Source organism: Spirosoma oryzae (assembly GCF_003002825.1).
Lineage (GTDB): Bacteria > Bacteroidota > Bacteroidia > Cytophagales > Spirosomataceae > Spirosoma > Spirosoma oryzae.
In genome coordinates this window covers 110,491-125,171 of sequence record NZ_PVTE01000009.1, presented here as the reverse complement: position 1 = coordinate 125,171, position 14,681 = coordinate 110,491, and the positions used below count along the sequence as shown (strand labels likewise).

Below are 14,681 nucleotides of genomic sequence, written 5' to 3'. Positions count from 1 at the left end.
AAACTCATAGGAGATAAGTAGTTGATATAGAGGGGAGTGAGAACGTGGATTATGAACCCCGCCCAGCTCCCCACCGGCTTCCCCCTACCCCCGGTCTGTTTCCGAGGGTTTTTCAAACGGGCTGGAGTCGGGTAAAACTCATCGACCGGTAACGGATGGGTATCACCTGCTAATCTTCGTAGAGCCATGTCTTACGTTCTGATTAACGGAGTCGTTGTATCTCCCGCTGATGCCCGGGATTACGACAAGAAGTGAGCAGTGACCATCTTGAACAGATAGTCTTTGCCCAGTAGTACCAATCATTTCCAAACAAACAAACCAAACAAAAGCCATGAACACAGTAGCCATTGCCAAGCCAGTAGTAGAAGTATTCGACATCCGTCCAACCAGTGAGAAGAACGGGGTCCAGAACGTATCGGTGGGTCTTCGTCAGATCATCGAGGACAGCACCACCAACAGCCTGATGAGTCTGGCTTTCCGTCGAAAGGGGGATGAATCTGTCAGTGGTGGTCCCAAGAAGCTGGTGTTCTACGTGAACATGACCCAGCAGGCCGTCGATGAAGGTGGGTTTTCCATCGGGGTTGACATCAACAGTCTGGGTCACGGTGGCGTCTATTCGATCCGGGAGACGTACCGGGCTAAGCTGGACAACAAGCAGGCTTACACGGTGAACGGGGTCTCGATCATGTGCCGGCCAGGTCTGGACGGAGACAAAAACGTGACCATCGATCCGATGAGCAATCCAAAAACGGGTGAAATCATGCTGGTGGAGGACCAGCTGGTGTTCCGTAACACGGAGCTTTGCTTCGGTAAGCTGGAAGACCTGCCAGCTTCGGAGACCAAGCCGACTTACGACGAGTACAAGCTGGAACCCTTCGAGGGGGAAACCAAGGTTGAGGGAGCCGATGGCAAGAAGCACAAGACTCCGGAGTATCAGGCCTGGCTCAACCAGCAGTACAATGAGCGGAACGAGCCGGGTGTAACCATTCCGGTGGCTCCAGAGCTGGCCGTAGCAGCCTAGTCTGATTCGACAATTGATTCCACCGGTGATCCAGGCCTTGATGGGGCTTGGTGATCCGGTGGAATCGTTGTTTCTTTGCTCACCTGATTCCACAACTAACTACTGACCAATGATCTACCAAGGTATAAGTGCTCGTCAAACCTACCTGCGGTTCAATTCAGCCAGTGATCTGATGAACATGCTGGATTACCTGAACCGGGAATCAATCAGTTATCACCGGGCTCCGTCGAGAACCCAGACGGTGATCCTGGTACTAGGTGGTATGTATCCTGAAGAGGTATTGAATCAGGCCATCAGTTCACATAACTAACTACAGGCTATGACGGATCCCATGCTTATCTACAAAGCAGCAGACTTTACGAAAGCCGCTAACCGGTTGATCCAGTTTATTCAGGAGAATCCGGCTACCGAGATCATCGAGTGTGGGCTGACCCTGTACAGTTCTCCGTTCTTCGAGGACCAACCTGAAGCCGATCACGTACTTCTGTCAATCAACTATGTCAAGTGAACTAACTACTGATTCCTTGTGAGCTCCGACAAACGCTGTTACACCTGTGTCCACTGTGCTCTTTTCGACGAAGGGTATTCTAACTGGACCGTAGAATCCACCCGAATGGATTGCCTGCTGGACAAGAACCCAAACTTCCCCGTCGATGAATCTGAATCCTGGAAGGATCTGGGAACGGCTGACCACGATGTCTTCCGGGTAGCCGAGAGCTGTGGGTTTTACCTATACACACCCCAGATACAACACCGAATCGATGTGGACGGAGAGGCTCTGGAAGACTACAAAGACCAACCGGAGCTTTATGATCTGATACAAACTCATTACTAACTACGAGACCTATTATGGAACTGAACTATCACCTGATGGAGTCACACCTGGGCAAACAATTTGGAACAGGCTGGGGAAACGGCTACGTTGAATTACCGGAAGGACATCCGTGGTTCAACGTTCATTACGAGCATATACCAGTGGATATTCACGGAGGTCTGACCTATGCTAACTTCGAGGAAGGAAAGGGATGGGTTATCGGATTCGACACAGCTCACTACGGAGATTCACCTGATAACTGGTCTGAAGAAGCCGTACTGGCTAACTGGAAGACCGAACTGGATGAAGAACGGTTGAAACGAGATCAATTGGAAGAATCGGGGAATATCGAACGGTACCTGTTTCGAGTCGGAGTTATCTATCAGCTCCAGGAATCGATCAACACCCTTGAACAACTGTTACTGTAAGCTCTACCAACCATGAACCAGACTACTGAAGCACCGGAAGAACGATTTAAACGGAGAGCCGGACTGCTGGGCCAGGACTGCTTTGATTTCGACAGGTATCCGGAACTGAACGGATATCCACACAAAAACCACAAACGGGATGTACCGGCCGAGCTCGATCAACAGCCAGGAGAGGACGTCAATGACTGGAACAACCGGTACATGGATTACTACCTGGAACGGATGCGAATCGATTTCCCACACCTGGCCTTCCTGTTTAACCCTGAACTAGACCAATGAACCCAGGTAATAGACTACGGAAACAACTGGTCGATCTGATCCAGGGACGGATGGCTGATAACCTGGTGCAGGCTGAGTCCGCCGTTCAACAGAGCCGCTACGAAGAGGTCGTCAACCTAGGCAGCCGGAATCAGGAACTACAGTGGGTACTCCAGCAACTCCGTCGAATCCCTAAACCAAACCAGGTATGAATCCAGACAACCAATACCCGGTTACACCGGTAAACCAATCGAATCACTCATGGAAACACCAGACGACCGTCCTGCCCTTGTCAACCAGTTGAACCAATACCTGGAACAACGGGATGAATTAACCACCATGATCTCCGAATTAACCGGTAAACATGACCAGGTATCCAGTGAATCTCTTCCGGTATTACAGGCTGACCTGGCTTCCCTGAATGCCAGTATCGAAGGCCTGCAGGGAGTACTGGGTGGAGATGGACGGTCCGCCGCTGCGGTTGAAACGGATTACAGACGAAGATTTGAATCCGTTGAATATCCCGGAATAATCCAGTGTTTATCGGAATAAACCCGCACATATTCCAGATGAATTCCCGGAATAACACAATACCTGGGAAGCGGTGGAATACGGACGGGATTAACGGGACTGAGGACGTAACTGCTTGATAGTCAAGGAATAACCACCCTTTCGCCCTTCATTCCAAACCCTCAAAAACCCGTTGATTCCTGAGTTATAGCCGTATAAACCTGTTTGACTCATGTCTTCCATCCCTTGTCCACGTTGCTTTTCCAGTATTCCCGTTGAATCCGTTGATTTCCATCCTGGTGAAAAAGACGGGAAACCCTGGGTTATCATCGCAACCACCTGTCCTGTTTGTGATCATCAGATGGTTCTGGGCCGCTGGACTACCGTATATACCCGGGAAGAAGCCATGAATGTCCTACGGACTGAATACCGGGATCCCGATTGAGCCAATTTTTACCCGTCTGAACCCGTTGAAAACCCGGGATGAATCCGTTGGAATACGGGTTGAATATATTCAAAAAGGAACGAGACGTAACTCACTGATTACTAATACCAAGTACTATCACCAGATGATACTACTTACTACACTACTTCGATACTACTCAGTACTGGTTTCCAGTGAGTTCTGCGGTCTCCGTTAAAGAATCGGTTGCCATTGATAAAGAAATGGGTATCACCACCAGTCTTCTTGGCAATGTAGTTTTTGTTTAGTAATTCAACTACGGCTGTGTAATACGGAATCCGGTTTACCTGCCCTCGTTTATTGGGAATCGTGGAGTATCCGGCAGTCCGGAGAAAGTCTTCGATATCCATCTGAATAAAATCCTGCCGTGGTTTCAGCCGGTACATGATATAGCATAACAGTTTAAGACCGGGTACACCCAAATCACCAAACTTCATCATTTCCGGTTGGAATAGCTTGATGTACGGAGTTGAGTCGTGAGCTATCGTTTTGGTTTTCCCATAAATGCTGCCTTTGATGACTTCTCCAGTATCCGCATTGACTCCGTCGAAGGTTTCGGCTGGTTCATGAACAACTTTCAGATTGATACCAAAGAGATCGAACGGGTTTTTGAAGTAAGCCCCGTGTTCCTTGATTGAGGTCTTGTTCTGGTCAGGGAGAAAAGATTGATTCTTGGTTTGATTCATTAATTGATCCGGTAAAGTATCCATAGATTAAAGATACGACAATCCCCATTTTAATACTACAGTTAATCAGTAATAGTGTATCTTTGGTGTATTAATAGGACTCCTGATACTACGGGACTCCTTCCTCACTCGTACCGAATACACCAACCTTCATGACGGCTGATCAAACCCCGGAAACTACTCCGGAAGCTCCGTTTATTGTCTATTCAGACTGGTACAATGCTCCTCAGAGAAACCACAAGGAAATTGGATACATCTATTATCTGTATCACGATAATATTCTGATCTACATTGGACAGACAACCAATCTACAGGGAAGGATAGGGGCTCATTCGACCAATAAACACTTTACCCGGTACCGGTATGAAGAAGTGTTTTTATCAGACTTGACGGCTGTCGAACGAAAACGAATCGAATATTTCAAACCCATTCTGAACATTCAGTACAAACCTCGTGGTGGAGACTTGTATCAGATAATTGGAGACTATATCCATATTGAAGATAAAGGAAGCTACCTGTTAAACGGTGTAAACAAGTCTCCATTGAGTTACACCCACTATGATCCTTCAACAAATACGTTTGACATTGTAACCAGAGATTACTCAAAATTATACACTTGGCTTCAGTACAAACTAGATACGATGAAGAGTGAATTCATACATGGGGAATGGGGGCAACAATATCAGATTGGTAGGCTTCGATTAAAAACGTATAACCGAAAAGAAGCTACATTCTGTAAACCAGATCAACCCGATAACTTACACAGAATCAATCTTTTAACCGTAAAGGATAGTGTAGTTATTCCATTTGGTAAACATCGGATGAAAAGCTTAGCTGAAATAAAAAAGATTGATCCAAACTATGTCGAATGGGCATTGGAAAACCTTGATTTTTCAACGTTCATGAGTAAAACTGATTATTACCGGAAAAATGGGAAGAAACCCATTATCAAAGACGAAACGATACGAGTGAATATGCCTTCAAGAGGGTACCACAACTAATCCGTAACCCATGGATTACCTGCCCATTACCTATTACCACATCGGTCAACCCATCGAGATCAACGGGATGGGCGTGACTAATGAACGATCCACTATCACCGAGTTAACCCGTCATCACATTACGTACCGGGTGACTGAACCAGGCAAAACGGATTATACCACTACGGTACATCCCAACTTTGTCAAGCCGGTTCTTCGACCACTCTCCCAGATCCGAATCAGCCACGTTATCGAGCTGTTCCGGTTGACTCATCCAGAATCAGCTCATACGGACGATTTCATCATTGACTACTTTAATCAGGACCCTGGACGAATTGAGTACCTGAGTGACTCTACCGAAGCCGTACTCTGGCTTCAGTCGTTGTACTACGACGTCGGTAACCTGATTCCAAAAGGACTGGCTGTAACCGATGAATAAGCCTGTTTGATCCATTATTCAATCCACCAAACAATCCGTATGATTCAACACCCAATCAATGAGTTAAACTTCAATCTGGAGCTGGAAACCACTGATCTACTGAATACCTCACTTGATAAGCCGGCTGCCAGCTTAACCTTCTCTGACTTTGTTCTGGGTAATAACCTGAAATACCGGGCTCTGAAAATCTACTACCGAACAGTTGAGGGTGAACGAGTACTCAAGAACCGGTACGGACGTAGCGGCTTCTTCCCAGCTAAACAGTAATCCACAACTAAATCCCCGTTACACCATGGCTAATCCGTTCAAACCGGGTGACAAGGTCATCTGTATTGATGCTAAATCTCCATCCAATTGTTCCGAGCCGTTAACTAAGTTGGTCGAAGGAAAAGAGTATCAGGTAGACCAAATTACTAACAATGGCTATTCCAACAAAGCCAATGATTTCATCACGCTCATTGGTGATACAGACATAAATACCTGGAATTTCCGTTACACCCGTTTCAAACTCGTTAAACCCATGAACAAACCCTTTGTTTCGGCTTTAATCGATGATGATCAGCTCCCAGAAGCCGTCAAGTACAAGGCTGGTATTTTTATTCCAGCTGAACCCGGCGGTAATATGATTGTCCAGCAATACCGTTCAGTTGAAACGTTATTGAGTGAAGGATTGGGTAGTCGTTGGGGTGGAAGGAATCAGAAAGATACCTACCGGTACAAAATGAGCAGAGCAATCTTTGATACCCCCGAAGAAGCCAAGGCCTACGGAAAAGCCGAGCTACAACGAGTGTTCGGTAAACCGGAGCCTGAATCCACCAACGTCATCGAATTTGTCAACTTGTAATCCGGGATAGTTATGAAAAAGCCATTTGTTACCTATCAAATCAGCCGGGAAATACTTCCCGAAATTAAGTATATACCTGTAATCGGTTTACCCGTAAATTCAATTAGTCAGATAGAGGAGAGATTTCAGAAACCCAACACTAAACTACTGGGAGAAAGCTTGTATAATGTCTGGGGGACTTTCACTAATAAAGAGTATAGAAACCGTGTTGATGTTAATCAACTCTTCGACACACCCCAGGAAGCCATCGAGTACGGTAAACAACAACTCCTGACCATCTTCGGTACACCCCAGCCAGCCCAGCAATCATCGGTAATCGAATACGTAGACCTGTAAACCAACCCGTTATGCCACCTGTTGACAATCAATTTACTGGATTGAAGCCGTTTGTTCATGCGCTGCTGGATACAGCTAAATTACCGGAACTGAATTACCAGTGTCGGATCTATCTGCCGATAAAATCAGGTAGCCTTATAGACGATCGATTCGTTAAAAAAGATCAATACCTACTGGAAGAAACCCTGACCAGTGACTGGGGGTATGTAAATGGTCCGGCAAACTACCGATACCAGGATTCGGATACCTGGTTTAAGTCCGCCGAAGAAGCCATCAGGTATGGAAAGGCTGAATTGATTCGTCTCTTTGATACCAAAACTCCGGAATCAACGGGTTCAGTCATTGAGTACATCGACCTGTAGTCCCTAAATACCTTTTAAACAGTGAAGCCGGATCTGATCCTTAAAGGACAACAGATCCGGCTTTTTAGTCTCGTGATAGACCAGGATAACCCACGGGGTATTCCTGACCGGCTCTTCCGGCAGCATCACAGTGTAAAGCTACGTAATCAACTCGGTAACCCCATCAACTGTTTATCCAATGGCAACTTCCTGGCTTATTTTCTTTGTGGCTTTACTTATGGGTGAATCGGCTCTCATTGGCTATACCCGGCTCGACGGATCGCTTTTGGCCTGTGGCGGAGTAACCAGTATCATCCTGACCCTGCTGGCCATGTCCCAGGTAAACCTATACTACCGGGACCGGCAACGGGAACTTACCCAGAAAGAAGCCGAGTGGCTGTCCATCCGAAAAGTCAAAACCTATCAACTCAACTAAAACCAGCTAGCTATGTACCAGATTCTTGTTGATGGTATCCCGTATACCTTCGAGGACTACCAGCAGGCGATGTGTTTTCAGAATAGTCTGCCGAAGTAACGGTAAACGAACCGCTGGTTTACAACCGGCCGGGGTACCCCTGGGGTAGGGGGAAGTACGGATTAAAAGTCGGATCGGTCAGGGGATTAAATGGGGTATCAAAAACCGTTTACTAACAATGTAAACTATTTGTTAATCGATGTAACTGTACCAGTTGGTAGTTTCATCGAACCCGATTTTCTTTGTAGACCATTCGCTCAGTTTTTATTCCCAATCAACCAAATTCTACCTAACCAATGAATTCTGACCAGTATATCAGCGTAAAACAGAATGAAGCCGTAACCGTTCTGGAGTTCAACCGTAGTTTATTTGCCCGCCGGGAAGCCCTGGATCTGTTGCCGGATCAACTCAAGGGTAAAACCGTTCGAATGGAAATCGATCTGACTACCCAGACCTTCGAGAGTTGTCTGGATAATGCCAGTGTTGTTCAGGAGCTACTGGATGAGCAGCTGAAGAAAGTAACTGATATGGAAGAGCGGACCCAGAATGCCCGCAACAAGGCTATCGCTCTGAAACTGCTGCGGGATCAGCTTACCCAGAAATCCGAGGATCTGGCTCCGATGAAAACGATCTACCTGATTGCCAATCCGGGCTTTTCCCAAAACCTGAACCGGGAACTGGCCCAGGGACTCATCGACAGTGGTTACTGGACGGATTCACTGGACAAGGTAACCGAAGTTGACCTGGTTAGTCTGGGTCTGGAACCTATGCTGCTGGCGGCTTAATACCGATTTGCTTTATCTGACTTTCGGGCCGGTTGGTTATGCTGACCGGCTCGTTTTACGTTTAAACCAAACCTAATTGATTTATGACTTCCCGTTTAAAAGGAATGATGGCTATGATGGGAGCTATGGCCGCTATGAGTTCAGTAACCCACGGAACCTATACTGGATCAAATGGTAATCCGTATAGCCCGCCACCGATGACTCCGGATCAATCGGATATGTACAAAAATGATAATTCGAACCAGCTTCACCCATTTGTTATCCGGGGTAAAACGATTATGGCTCGGAACAAAAAACAGGCTCTTAAAAAAGCAAATAGCCATTAATGGTAGACGAAGAAACAACCCAAAACCAGTCCAGATATAACTGATGAAGCAATACCTGTTCCTTGATTTTGACGGAGTCCTAAACCACGAACTGTTCAATCATGACTGGTACACCAGGATACAAGCTGGTGAAGCCGTAGCAGCTGATAAACCTGATTTTGACCAGCGGACCATTGATAACCTTAATCTGCTACTGAGTCAGTTTCCCGAGCTTCAAGTGGTTATCAGTTCTACCTGGCGGGCCAGCGGAAAAGAACGGTGTTTACAGGTTCTGAGAGATTCCGGGTTTGCCTATGACGAACGGGTTATTGGCTGTACACCGTTGACCGATCACCGGGTTCGGGGAGTAGAGGTCCTTATGTGGCTCAGAACCAATACTCAGTACGGTATTGAACCGGTTGACTACGTGATTTTCGATGATGATTCTGACTTTCTACTCTGGCAGGCCGATCGATTTATTCAGATCGATCCGTATGCCGGTTTGACCCATAATCATGTTTATCGGGCCGGTCGAATTCTAAATCGATTATGAGAGATAAACTCAGGTATCTCTACTACGATGCTGATGCAGATGTTGACCGGTACTGGATTGGTACACAGGGTTATTACATTCTGGAATCAATTCTGGTAAGTGATGATCATCTAAATATCTGGAAATTCAAGCATTACCTGAACGAACATCACTTTCAAGCCGTACCCGATTCGATTGAGTTTCTGTGGAAAGTATTCCTGACCAAACAACAGTTGGAAACCGATGGAAACTCCGGAATATAGTCTTTTTTACAGTTTGACTTGGTTTAACGGTTACGCTGTTTTCAACAGTGCTAGTCGGATTGCAAGTCCGGTATTACTAAAGAGTTCAGACAAACAAAATCTGAAGTTATTTCGGGACTACCTACGAGTTAGATATAGAAACGGACCACCTGCTAACATCGATTTTCTATGGAAGATATTTCTGATCCGGGAAACCAAACTGAAACAACCGTAGAAAAACCCACTACCTGGTATCTGTACTATGATGACTTTCCGGGTAACTTGGCTTCGTACTGGACTGATTGTGTCAAACATGATTACAAAGTAGATAGCCGACGTAAACTGATTCTTCAATCTGAAGATTCTTCGTTGATTCAATTTTCCTACTGGTTAAAAGATCATCACTTACACGCTATACCAGACTCACTTGAATTCCTGTGGAAGATCTTTCAGACTAAAGCTAAACTTGACAACCCATGAATTACACGCTGAAACGGCTGGATAATTACCCGGACTCCGATGATTACCAAGAAGTAGTCTGGGAGGGTTTTATGCCCTTTGATATTCTGAAAGGCCACGATAATGTTCCAAGGGATACTGGAATAAAAACAATCCGAAAGAAACATTGGTGGGTATGTCCTCGAACAAAATCATCTCAATGGGATGTCCAATCGGTTTCTGCCTGGATCAAAGATATTCCAACCAAAGAATTCAAAAAACTGGATCAGGCCGTGGAGTTCTGCCATACCTGGTACCGGGCTTATCTACAGGAACAACTAAGCAAACTATGAATCTATTTCCACTGCCCGATTGGGCCGATAAAACCGTCTCGGTTGACAAACGGGATGAAATTAACCAGGCTCTTGATTTGATGACAGAAGCTTACGTAGACTGGTTTCCAACGGATAACGAAAATGCTACCTACCTGGCTTATCGGATGTTGAAAGCCTTGGAAGCGGATGGTTACCAACTTACTCGTATTCAATCAGACGAGGAAACCTACGTCTACTCGGTTTTAATTACCAACACCTATCTGGGTCGGGACGATACCAATTATGACCTGATCCGATATTCATTAAGTAAAAGACATCTGATTGATTGGTTACTGGAAGAAGCTGCTGTAGAATTTACGTCTGAAGAAATCTGGGAAGCCGTGATGGGAGAGAAGTCTATCGAGCCAAAACATGGCTGGGGTGGGTATGGAATCAAGTTTGACAAAATCAAGGTATCATGAGAAAAGACGAGGTAGCCAAAAATGTAATTGTCCGGCTCCGGGAAGGTTTTCAACCCAGTAGTCTGCTGGAAGAGTACATGATGAAACTGGAATTTTACCTGTTCATCCGGGAGAAACATATCTACGACGATGGTCGGGCTTATGTCTGGGTTAGTGGAGCTTCCGAAATGCAGAGCAGTCCGTTTTACCTGGACGATTTGGAAGTCGTATACGGCCATCACCGGGATTCCTATCTGGGTATCTTCACTAATGATGACCGGGCTCAGCAACTGACCAAACCGTATTATATCCAGGCTGAGGTTGTGAATCTGATGGAACAATACCTGGAGCAGCACGTGAGTGATCTACCCTTTACGTTCCGAGAGCAGGTTGAATCATTCCTGTTGACTAAAAGCCAGGAAGAGAATAAACAGAAACTAACCGGACCATCCGCATGGACGAGCTTTTTAAGTGGGCAGTAATCAATTGTTTGCTACTGGGGGCTTTGGGATACGGCTGGTACAGATCGGTTGTCCTAAAGCCCCGTAGAGCCCAGAAAGATCAGTTTGTCAACGACTGGCTGGCTCTACAGAATCAAATCTGGAAAGCCGGGACAATTCCCGAGATTCTGGCCTGCTACGAAAAGCTGAACCGGATTGGCTTAATGACCAGAACGGTGTATCAGAACGATCTGGTCTGGGGGTTATGGGAAAAACTGGATAAACAAGGAAGGGAAATACTCGATGAGAAAAAAAGAAGCCTTGCAACTGAAAAAAGGAGATTGGGTTGTTTTAACTAATCCCGAAAATCAGGAAGTTCCCGATATAACGGATCTGTTAGGGCAGGTATTTCAAGTAGAGGAAGTTACTTTATTTGGTACATTTATTCGATGTAAAGGACTTATAATAGGTCATAAAACGTTTCATAATTCTTTCCTATTTGAAGCGGAAGATCCCTTCAAAACCAAAGTCCGCCTAGCCCGGAATAAACTACTGAACCATGACTGATTTCGAAGTAGGTGACTGGATTGTTTGTGTCAATCTGGATGATCCGTATTCAAAAGCCGTAGGACTTGAAATTGGAAACCGATATCAGGTAACTGATCTTAATTGGGGATTAGGATATACACAGTGTGTTCGTTGTAGACAGTTTAAAAAGCATCCTAACATGGACTTTGATTTCTGGATTTATTCCTACTGTTTTATCAAGGAAGATCCGTTTCAGACAAAGGTTCGACAAGTCCGGGATCAACTCAATCAACCATGACTGATCCAGTTGAAAAATGGGCAGTCCTGCTGAATGATAAGGATCAGGTACTGCGGAAATATTACCCAGGACGATACCAGATTGGTAAAGCCTACAAAATCAGTCATGTAGAGCCAGCGGCAAACTACATTTTGGTAGAGGGTATCAATTCAACCAAAGATCCATTACCCAGCCTGTCTCACGGTCATTATTACCTATTAGCTTCCAACTTTCGAATCGAGGATCCATTCCAAACCAAGGTTCGGGAAGCCTTACAAACTATGAAAACTGATAAATAATCTAATGTTGCCCGAAGAAGGAGAACTGGTACTATGCACAGCTTTACCTGAAGAGGGAGAAGAGGATGACGATTACTTTAAACAGGATTCCATCCAGCTTGGTCAAATTTACCAGGTAGTATCTATTACTGTTGGTATAAAAAGCTGGTATGAGTTTACCGAGAAAAACTTTTATCACCCAACCAGTTATTTCCGTCCAATCACACCGTTTCAGCTCAAGGTACTCGAAGCTCACCGGTTAAATTCATCCAACCAACATGGCTAATTTTCAAGTCGGAGACTGGGTTCGTTGTGTATCCCTGACAGATTCACTAGCTATAATGGCAGGTCTTAGCATTGGTTCCTATCATCAGATCGAAAAGGTAGCTACTCTTGTCTCGTCCCAGTATCTAACGGTAACTAACACAAAACCGGGATTTCAAAATACCCGGATTCCGTTACTGGCTGCTTGTTTTGAACCCGTTGATTCGTTTCTAATCAAAATCTACCAAACCCGTCAGCAGCATGGACAATCCGTTTAAGAAAGGAGATTGGGTAGTCTGTATAGATTTTATGTACACGGGGGATTTTAAAAAGTCCCAGGTTCAGCAAGGTAAAGCCTACCGGGTAACTGATGTGATCGATGATTCTATAGAAGGAACCTGGGAAAAAGATCACAACGGGGATGGGATTTGGTTGGCCGCTTCCCGTTTTCAACTGGAAGACCCCTTTCAAACCAAAATAAGGAACACACTTTCTCAAATCCAGAGGTATAATGAATAATCGGTTTAAGGTAAGAGACTGGGTTATACTGGTGGCTGACGATGATTTTATATTAAAAAAGTACTATCCTAGTTACCAACTTAAAAATGTTTATCAGATAACTGAATTAGACAAAGACTCTAAATGGCATTTAGCTGTAAAGGGCCTTAATTCAGAAACTGATTTAAAGCCAAGTAATGGATATACTCATTTTTGGTTAGAGTCAAAGAATTTTGAGCTGGAAGATCCATTCCAGACGAAAGTCAGGTTAACCCTTCAACAACTACAGGAAAATGGATAGACCCTTTGAAGTCGGTGATTGGGTGGTGTGTGAGTCAGCTTTATACACTAAAGGATTAGTTACCACTGGTTTAAGTTACCGGATAAGTAACTCAAGTAATTTGTTAATCCAAGCCGAATGGGACGACGGAATCAGTTCGGTCTGGTTACCTAAATCCTGGTTCCGGCTCGAGGACCCGTTTCAAACGAAAGTTAGACTAACCCGCGACAAACTCTTAACTACCAAAACCAATGGATAATATTCAGGTAGGGGATTGGGTACAACTGGTGAGTATGGATGATCGAGATTTGAACGGTTCTACAGGTAGATTGAATGAAGTTTACCAGGTATCCGAATTGGGCCCGGTAATGGGAAGACCGTACAGTTTTATCCGATGTAAAGATCTGATTTCAGTTTTTAGTAATGGTACCGGTGAACCTGGAATTTATGTTCATTGCTTTCGAAAACTAGACCCATTCCAGCTTAAAGTCTTCCAGGCCCGTAATCAACTCCTGACCAATGTACAATGATTTAACCGATCTACAGGTGGGTGAATTTGTCAGACTAGTCGATACAACGGATGAGGAATTAGAAAAAACCAACTATCAAATCGGGCGGATTTACCGGGTAAAGAAAATCCCTGAAATAGGGGCTACGGGACCCACCTTTTTCTGGTTCAATCATTACATCGAATTAGATGGTCTTGTATGGCTCGACGGAGTAACCAGTTATCACACCCATCCCCGGATTTATAGCCGTTGTTTTGAACGGATTCACCCGTTTCAGGCCCGGGTTGCCCAGGCTCTTCACCAGTTAAACCAACCGACTTATGAGTGACTTTGCCATTGGTGACTGGGTTCAACTAGTCAATGACGATGATAATTGGTTAAATAAAGCTCATTCTTATCAAATCGGAACGATTTATCGGGTCGTTGAAGTTGAATCTGAATTTATCAAGGTAGACGGAATTAGTTATAGACACAGTAGACGTCCAATCTTACTATTTGATCGGTGTTTCAGAAAGCTCGATCCCTTTCAAGCCAAAGTACTTCAAATTCGTCAGCAACAAACCCAGTCCAATCATGACCCAGTTTAAGACCGGTGATAAAGTACGATTGGTTCGGGAAGAGGATAACCAACTGTTCGATACTGACTACCAGTTAAATCGTATATACACGGTTGGAAAAGTAGTTCAACCTGACTGGTTTGAAGTACTCGGACTACCGTTCAAAAAAGATCTTGATCCCTGGAAAACCTATAGAAAATTCCCCAGGATTTATAACTGCTGTTTTGAAAAACTGGACCCGTTCCAGGTAAAAGTTCTGGAAGCTCGTAATCAACTGAAAGCTAATGATAAATGCTCAAACCTTGAAACCTGGTGATTTTATTCAGCTTATCACCGATGATGATAACGATCTGAAAGCCACCAATTATGAAATGGGTA

At 44.9% G+C, this 14,681-nt stretch carries 33 protein-coding genes; 32 read left to right on the top strand and 1 reads right to left on the bottom strand.

Annotated features, from left to right (window positions below; genetic code table 11):
• Positions 1-331 precede the first annotated feature (331 nt).
• The 8 genes from CLV58_RS12445 (at position 332) to CLV58_RS12410 (ending at position 3,073) form a co-directional block, all read left to right on the top strand.
• The gene (locus tag CLV58_RS12445) at positions 332-1,021 is read left to right on the top strand and encodes a hypothetical protein (protein ID WP_106138144.1); all 690 of its coding nucleotides are present in this window, start codon (positions 332-334) and stop codon (positions 1,019-1,021) included.
• A 109-nt stretch (positions 1,022-1,130) separates the two neighbouring features.
• Positions 1,131-1,331 (top strand): hypothetical protein, encoded by a 201-nt coding sequence (locus tag CLV58_RS12440; RefSeq protein ID WP_106138143.1) that lies wholly within the window; start codon positions 1,131-1,133, stop codon positions 1,329-1,331.
• 9 nt (positions 1,332-1,340) lie between these two features.
• Positions 1,341-1,529, top strand: a complete 189-nt coding sequence (locus CLV58_RS12435) for a hypothetical protein (protein WP_106138142.1) — start codon at positions 1,341-1,343, stop codon at positions 1,527-1,529.
• 105 nt (positions 1,530-1,634) lie between these two features.
• Positions 1,635-1,856 carry a hypothetical protein gene (locus tag CLV58_RS12430; RefSeq protein ID WP_106138141.1) on the top strand — a complete coding sequence of 74 codons (222 nt, stop codon included), beginning with the start codon at positions 1,635-1,637 and terminating at the stop codon, positions 1,854-1,856.
• Between the two features lie 14 nt (positions 1,857-1,870).
• Positions 1,871-2,263 (top strand): hypothetical protein, encoded by a 393-nt coding sequence (locus CLV58_RS12425; protein WP_106138140.1) that lies wholly within the window; start codon positions 1,871-1,873, stop codon positions 2,261-2,263.
• 12 nt (positions 2,264-2,275) lie between these two features.
• Positions 2,276-2,542: a hypothetical protein gene (locus CLV58_RS12420; RefSeq protein WP_106138139.1), complete on the top strand. Its 267-nt coding sequence runs from the start codon at positions 2,276-2,278 to the stop codon at positions 2,540-2,542.
• The gene (locus tag CLV58_RS12415) at positions 2,539-2,733 is read left to right on the top strand and encodes a hypothetical protein (RefSeq protein WP_106138138.1); all 195 of its coding nucleotides are present in this window, start codon (positions 2,539-2,541) and stop codon (positions 2,731-2,733) included. The genes CLV58_RS12420 and CLV58_RS12415 overlap by 4 nt, the downstream gene beginning before the upstream one ends.
• Before the next feature lie 49 nt (positions 2,734-2,782).
• A complete protein-coding gene (locus tag CLV58_RS12410) occupies positions 2,783-3,073 on the top strand; it encodes a hypothetical protein (RefSeq protein ID WP_106138137.1) in 291 nt (96 codons plus the stop codon).
• Positions 3,074-3,613: 540 nt separating this feature from the next.
• Here the strand turns inward: CLV58_RS12410 and CLV58_RS12405 are convergent.
• Complete coding sequence (locus CLV58_RS12405; protein ID WP_146141422.1) at positions 3,614-4,204, bottom strand: hypothetical protein; 591 nt, start codon at positions 4,202-4,204, stop codon at positions 3,614-3,616.
• Between the two features lie 128 nt (positions 4,205-4,332).
• On the opposite strand from CLV58_RS12405, the gene CLV58_RS12400 reads away from it, so the two are divergent.
• The 24 genes from CLV58_RS12400 (at position 4,333) to CLV58_RS12280 (ending at position 14,619) form a co-directional block, all read left to right on the top strand.
• The gene (locus CLV58_RS12400; protein WP_106138135.1) at positions 4,333-5,181 is read left to right on the top strand and encodes a GIY-YIG nuclease family protein; all 849 of its coding nucleotides are present in this window, start codon (positions 4,333-4,335) and stop codon (positions 5,179-5,181) included.
• A gap of 10 nt (positions 5,182-5,191) precedes the next feature.
• A complete protein-coding gene (locus CLV58_RS12395) occupies positions 5,192-5,599 on the top strand; it encodes a hypothetical protein (RefSeq protein WP_106138134.1) in 408 nt (135 codons plus the stop codon).
• Positions 5,600-5,638: 39 nt separating this feature from the next.
• Positions 5,639-5,866 carry a hypothetical protein gene (locus tag CLV58_RS12390; RefSeq protein WP_106138133.1) on the top strand — a complete coding sequence of 76 codons (228 nt, stop codon included), beginning with the start codon at positions 5,639-5,641 and terminating at the stop codon, positions 5,864-5,866.
• Positions 5,867-5,891: 25 nt separating this feature from the next.
• Positions 5,892-6,443 carry a hypothetical protein gene (locus CLV58_RS12385; protein ID WP_106138132.1) on the top strand — a complete coding sequence of 184 codons (552 nt, stop codon included), beginning with the start codon at positions 5,892-5,894 and terminating at the stop codon, positions 6,441-6,443.
• Positions 6,444-6,455: 12 nt separating this feature from the next.
• The gene (locus tag CLV58_RS12380; RefSeq protein ID WP_106138131.1) at positions 6,456-6,779 is read left to right on the top strand and encodes a hypothetical protein; all 324 of its coding nucleotides are present in this window, start codon (positions 6,456-6,458) and stop codon (positions 6,777-6,779) included.
• Positions 6,780-6,790: 11 nt separating this feature from the next.
• Complete coding sequence (locus tag CLV58_RS12375; protein ID WP_106138130.1) at positions 6,791-7,141, top strand: hypothetical protein; 351 nt, start codon at positions 6,791-6,793, stop codon at positions 7,139-7,141.
• 178 nt (positions 7,142-7,319) lie between these two features.
• On the top strand, positions 7,320-7,556 hold the full coding sequence (locus tag CLV58_RS12370; RefSeq protein ID WP_106138129.1) for a hypothetical protein: 237 nt from the start codon (positions 7,320-7,322) through the stop codon (positions 7,554-7,556).
• A gap of 335 nt (positions 7,557-7,891) precedes the next feature.
• Positions 7,892-8,380 carry a hypothetical protein gene (locus CLV58_RS12365; protein ID WP_106138128.1) on the top strand — a complete coding sequence of 163 codons (489 nt, stop codon included), beginning with the start codon at positions 7,892-7,894 and terminating at the stop codon, positions 8,378-8,380.
• Between the two features lie 83 nt (positions 8,381-8,463).
• Positions 8,464-8,706 (top strand): hypothetical protein, encoded by a 243-nt coding sequence (locus tag CLV58_RS12360; protein ID WP_106138127.1) that lies wholly within the window; start codon positions 8,464-8,466, stop codon positions 8,704-8,706.
• 43 nt (positions 8,707-8,749) lie between these two features.
• Positions 8,750-9,238, top strand: a complete 489-nt coding sequence (locus tag CLV58_RS12355) for an HAD domain-containing protein (RefSeq protein ID WP_106138126.1) — start codon at positions 8,750-8,752, stop codon at positions 9,236-9,238.
• Positions 9,235-9,480, top strand: coding sequence for a hypothetical protein (locus CLV58_RS12350; protein WP_106138125.1), 246 nt, complete (start codon positions 9,235-9,237; stop codon positions 9,478-9,480). The genes CLV58_RS12355 and CLV58_RS12350 overlap by 4 nt, the downstream gene beginning before the upstream one ends.
• A 168-nt stretch (positions 9,481-9,648) precedes the next feature.
• Positions 9,649-9,939 carry a hypothetical protein gene (locus CLV58_RS12345; RefSeq protein WP_106138124.1) on the top strand — a complete coding sequence of 97 codons (291 nt, stop codon included), beginning with the start codon at positions 9,649-9,651 and terminating at the stop codon, positions 9,937-9,939.
• A complete protein-coding gene (locus CLV58_RS12340; protein WP_106138123.1) occupies positions 9,936-10,250 on the top strand; it encodes a hypothetical protein in 315 nt (104 codons plus the stop codon). The genes CLV58_RS12345 and CLV58_RS12340 overlap by 4 nt, the downstream gene beginning before the upstream one ends.
• Positions 10,247-10,693: a hypothetical protein gene (locus CLV58_RS12335; protein WP_106138122.1), complete on the top strand. Its 447-nt coding sequence runs from the start codon at positions 10,247-10,249 to the stop codon at positions 10,691-10,693. The genes CLV58_RS12340 and CLV58_RS12335 overlap by 4 nt, the downstream gene beginning before the upstream one ends.
• Positions 10,690-11,154 (top strand): hypothetical protein, encoded by a 465-nt coding sequence (locus CLV58_RS12330; protein ID WP_106138121.1) that lies wholly within the window; start codon positions 10,690-10,692, stop codon positions 11,152-11,154. Before CLV58_RS12335 ends, CLV58_RS12330 begins: the two co-directional genes overlap by 4 nt.
• Positions 11,127-11,471, top strand: a complete 345-nt coding sequence (locus CLV58_RS12325; RefSeq protein ID WP_106138120.1) for a hypothetical protein — start codon at positions 11,127-11,129, stop codon at positions 11,469-11,471. The genes CLV58_RS12330 and CLV58_RS12325 overlap by 28 nt, the downstream gene beginning before the upstream one ends.
• 200 nt (positions 11,472-11,671) lie before the next feature.
• The gene (locus tag CLV58_RS12320) at positions 11,672-11,938 is read left to right on the top strand and encodes a hypothetical protein (RefSeq protein WP_106138119.1); all 267 of its coding nucleotides are present in this window, start codon (positions 11,672-11,674) and stop codon (positions 11,936-11,938) included.
• The gene (locus CLV58_RS12315) at positions 11,935-12,216 is read left to right on the top strand and encodes a hypothetical protein (protein WP_106138118.1); all 282 of its coding nucleotides are present in this window, start codon (positions 11,935-11,937) and stop codon (positions 12,214-12,216) included. The genes CLV58_RS12320 and CLV58_RS12315 overlap by 4 nt, the downstream gene beginning before the upstream one ends.
• A 4-nt stretch (positions 12,217-12,220) precedes the next feature.
• On the top strand, positions 12,221-12,481 hold the full coding sequence (locus tag CLV58_RS12310; protein WP_106138117.1) for a hypothetical protein: 261 nt from the start codon (positions 12,221-12,223) through the stop codon (positions 12,479-12,481).
• A 239-nt stretch (positions 12,482-12,720) separates the two neighbouring features.
• A complete protein-coding gene (locus CLV58_RS12305) occupies positions 12,721-12,978 on the top strand; it encodes a hypothetical protein (RefSeq protein ID WP_106138116.1) in 258 nt (85 codons plus the stop codon).
• Positions 12,971-13,258: a hypothetical protein gene (locus tag CLV58_RS12300; protein WP_106138115.1), complete on the top strand. Its 288-nt coding sequence runs from the start codon at positions 12,971-12,973 to the stop codon at positions 13,256-13,258. The genes CLV58_RS12305 and CLV58_RS12300 overlap by 8 nt, the downstream gene beginning before the upstream one ends.
• A 498-nt stretch (positions 13,259-13,756) precedes the next feature.
• Positions 13,757-14,074, top strand: a complete 318-nt coding sequence (locus CLV58_RS12290) for a hypothetical protein (protein WP_106138113.1) — start codon at positions 13,757-13,759, stop codon at positions 14,072-14,074.
• On the top strand, positions 14,067-14,333 hold the full coding sequence (locus CLV58_RS12285; protein WP_106138112.1) for a hypothetical protein: 267 nt from the start codon (positions 14,067-14,069) through the stop codon (positions 14,331-14,333). The genes CLV58_RS12290 and CLV58_RS12285 overlap by 8 nt, the downstream gene beginning before the upstream one ends.
• On the top strand, positions 14,320-14,619 hold the full coding sequence (locus CLV58_RS12280; RefSeq protein WP_106138111.1) for a hypothetical protein: 300 nt from the start codon (positions 14,320-14,322) through the stop codon (positions 14,617-14,619). Before CLV58_RS12285 ends, CLV58_RS12280 begins: the two co-directional genes overlap by 14 nt.
• The last annotated feature ends 62 nt before the right edge of the window (positions 14,620-14,681 follow it).

What these genes read in the sequence shown, in the direction of transcription:
- CLV58_RS12330 (WP_106138121.1), top strand. Translation starts at nt 10,690, where the DNA reads ATGAGAAAAGACGAGGTAGCCAAAAATGTAATTGTCCGGCTCCGGGAA.
- CLV58_RS12360 (WP_106138127.1), top strand. Translation starts at nt 8,464, where the DNA reads ATGACTTCCCGTTTAAAAGGAATGATGGCTATGATGGGAGCTATGGCC.
- CLV58_RS12345 (WP_106138124.1), top strand. Translation starts at nt 9,649, where the DNA reads ATGGAAGATATTTCTGATCCGGGAAACCAAACTGAAACAACCGTAGAA.
- CLV58_RS12340 (WP_106138123.1), top strand. Translation starts at nt 9,936, where the DNA reads ATGAATTACACGCTGAAACGGCTGGATAATTACCCGGACTCCGATGAT.
- CLV58_RS12315 (WP_106138118.1), top strand. Translation starts at nt 11,935, where the DNA reads ATGACTGATCCAGTTGAAAAATGGGCAGTCCTGCTGAATGATAAGGAT.
- CLV58_RS12325 (WP_106138120.1), top strand. Translation starts at nt 11,127, where the DNA reads ATGGACGAGCTTTTTAAGTGGGCAGTAATCAATTGTTTGCTACTGGGG.
- CLV58_RS12280 (WP_106138111.1), top strand. Translation starts at nt 14,320, where the DNA reads ATGACCCAGTTTAAGACCGGTGATAAAGTACGATTGGTTCGGGAAGAG.
- CLV58_RS12375 (WP_106138130.1), top strand. Translation starts at nt 6,791, where the DNA reads ATGCCACCTGTTGACAATCAATTTACTGGATTGAAGCCGTTTGTTCAT.
- CLV58_RS12415 (WP_106138138.1), top strand. Translation starts at nt 2,539, where the DNA reads ATGAACCCAGGTAATAGACTACGGAAACAACTGGTCGATCTGATCCAG.
- CLV58_RS12405 (WP_146141422.1), bottom strand. Translation starts at nt 4,204, where the DNA reads ATGGATACTTTACCGGATCAATTAATGAATCAAACCAAGAATCAATCT.
- CLV58_RS12435 (WP_106138142.1), top strand. Translation starts at nt 1,341, where the DNA reads ATGACGGATCCCATGCTTATCTACAAAGCAGCAGACTTTACGAAAGCC.
- CLV58_RS12290 (WP_106138113.1), top strand. Translation starts at nt 13,757, where the DNA reads ATGTACAATGATTTAACCGATCTACAGGTGGGTGAATTTGTCAGACTA.
- CLV58_RS12320 (WP_106138119.1), top strand. Translation starts at nt 11,672, where the DNA reads ATGACTGATTTCGAAGTAGGTGACTGGATTGTTTGTGTCAATCTGGAT.
- CLV58_RS12400 (WP_106138135.1), top strand. Translation starts at nt 4,333, where the DNA reads ATGACGGCTGATCAAACCCCGGAAACTACTCCGGAAGCTCCGTTTATT.
- CLV58_RS12395 (WP_106138134.1), top strand. Translation starts at nt 5,192, where the DNA reads ATGGATTACCTGCCCATTACCTATTACCACATCGGTCAACCCATCGAG.
- CLV58_RS12380 (WP_106138131.1), top strand. Translation starts at nt 6,456, where the DNA reads ATGAAAAAGCCATTTGTTACCTATCAAATCAGCCGGGAAATACTTCCC.
- CLV58_RS12355 (WP_106138126.1), top strand. Translation starts at nt 8,750, where the DNA reads ATGAAGCAATACCTGTTCCTTGATTTTGACGGAGTCCTAAACCACGAA.
- CLV58_RS12365 (WP_106138128.1), top strand. Translation starts at nt 7,892, where the DNA reads ATGAATTCTGACCAGTATATCAGCGTAAAACAGAATGAAGCCGTAACC.
- CLV58_RS12440 (WP_106138143.1), top strand. Translation starts at nt 1,131, where the DNA reads ATGATCTACCAAGGTATAAGTGCTCGTCAAACCTACCTGCGGTTCAAT.
- CLV58_RS12300 (WP_106138115.1), top strand. Translation starts at nt 12,971, where the DNA reads ATGAATAATCGGTTTAAGGTAAGAGACTGGGTTATACTGGTGGCTGAC.
- CLV58_RS12445 (WP_106138144.1), top strand. Translation starts at nt 332, where the DNA reads ATGAACACAGTAGCCATTGCCAAGCCAGTAGTAGAAGTATTCGACATC.
- CLV58_RS12370 (WP_106138129.1), top strand. Translation starts at nt 7,320, where the DNA reads ATGGCAACTTCCTGGCTTATTTTCTTTGTGGCTTTACTTATGGGTGAA.
- CLV58_RS12310 (WP_106138117.1), top strand. Translation starts at nt 12,221, where the DNA reads ATGTTGCCCGAAGAAGGAGAACTGGTACTATGCACAGCTTTACCTGAA.
- CLV58_RS12350 (WP_106138125.1), top strand. Translation starts at nt 9,235, where the DNA reads ATGAGAGATAAACTCAGGTATCTCTACTACGATGCTGATGCAGATGTT.
- CLV58_RS12390 (WP_106138133.1), top strand. Translation starts at nt 5,639, where the DNA reads ATGATTCAACACCCAATCAATGAGTTAAACTTCAATCTGGAGCTGGAA.
- CLV58_RS12420 (WP_106138139.1), top strand. Translation starts at nt 2,276, where the DNA reads ATGAACCAGACTACTGAAGCACCGGAAGAACGATTTAAACGGAGAGCC.
- CLV58_RS12430 (WP_106138141.1), top strand. Translation starts at nt 1,635, where the DNA reads ATGGATTGCCTGCTGGACAAGAACCCAAACTTCCCCGTCGATGAATCT.
- CLV58_RS12410 (WP_106138137.1), top strand. Translation starts at nt 2,783, where the DNA reads ATGGAAACACCAGACGACCGTCCTGCCCTTGTCAACCAGTTGAACCAA.
- CLV58_RS12285 (WP_106138112.1), top strand. Translation starts at nt 14,067, where the DNA reads ATGAGTGACTTTGCCATTGGTGACTGGGTTCAACTAGTCAATGACGAT.
- CLV58_RS12385 (WP_106138132.1), top strand. Translation starts at nt 5,892, where the DNA reads ATGGCTAATCCGTTCAAACCGGGTGACAAGGTCATCTGTATTGATGCT.
- CLV58_RS12305 (WP_106138116.1), top strand. Translation starts at nt 12,721, where the DNA reads ATGGACAATCCGTTTAAGAAAGGAGATTGGGTAGTCTGTATAGATTTT.
- CLV58_RS12335 (WP_106138122.1), top strand. Translation starts at nt 10,247, where the DNA reads ATGAATCTATTTCCACTGCCCGATTGGGCCGATAAAACCGTCTCGGTT.
- CLV58_RS12425 (WP_106138140.1), top strand. Translation starts at nt 1,871, where the DNA reads ATGGAACTGAACTATCACCTGATGGAGTCACACCTGGGCAAACAATTT.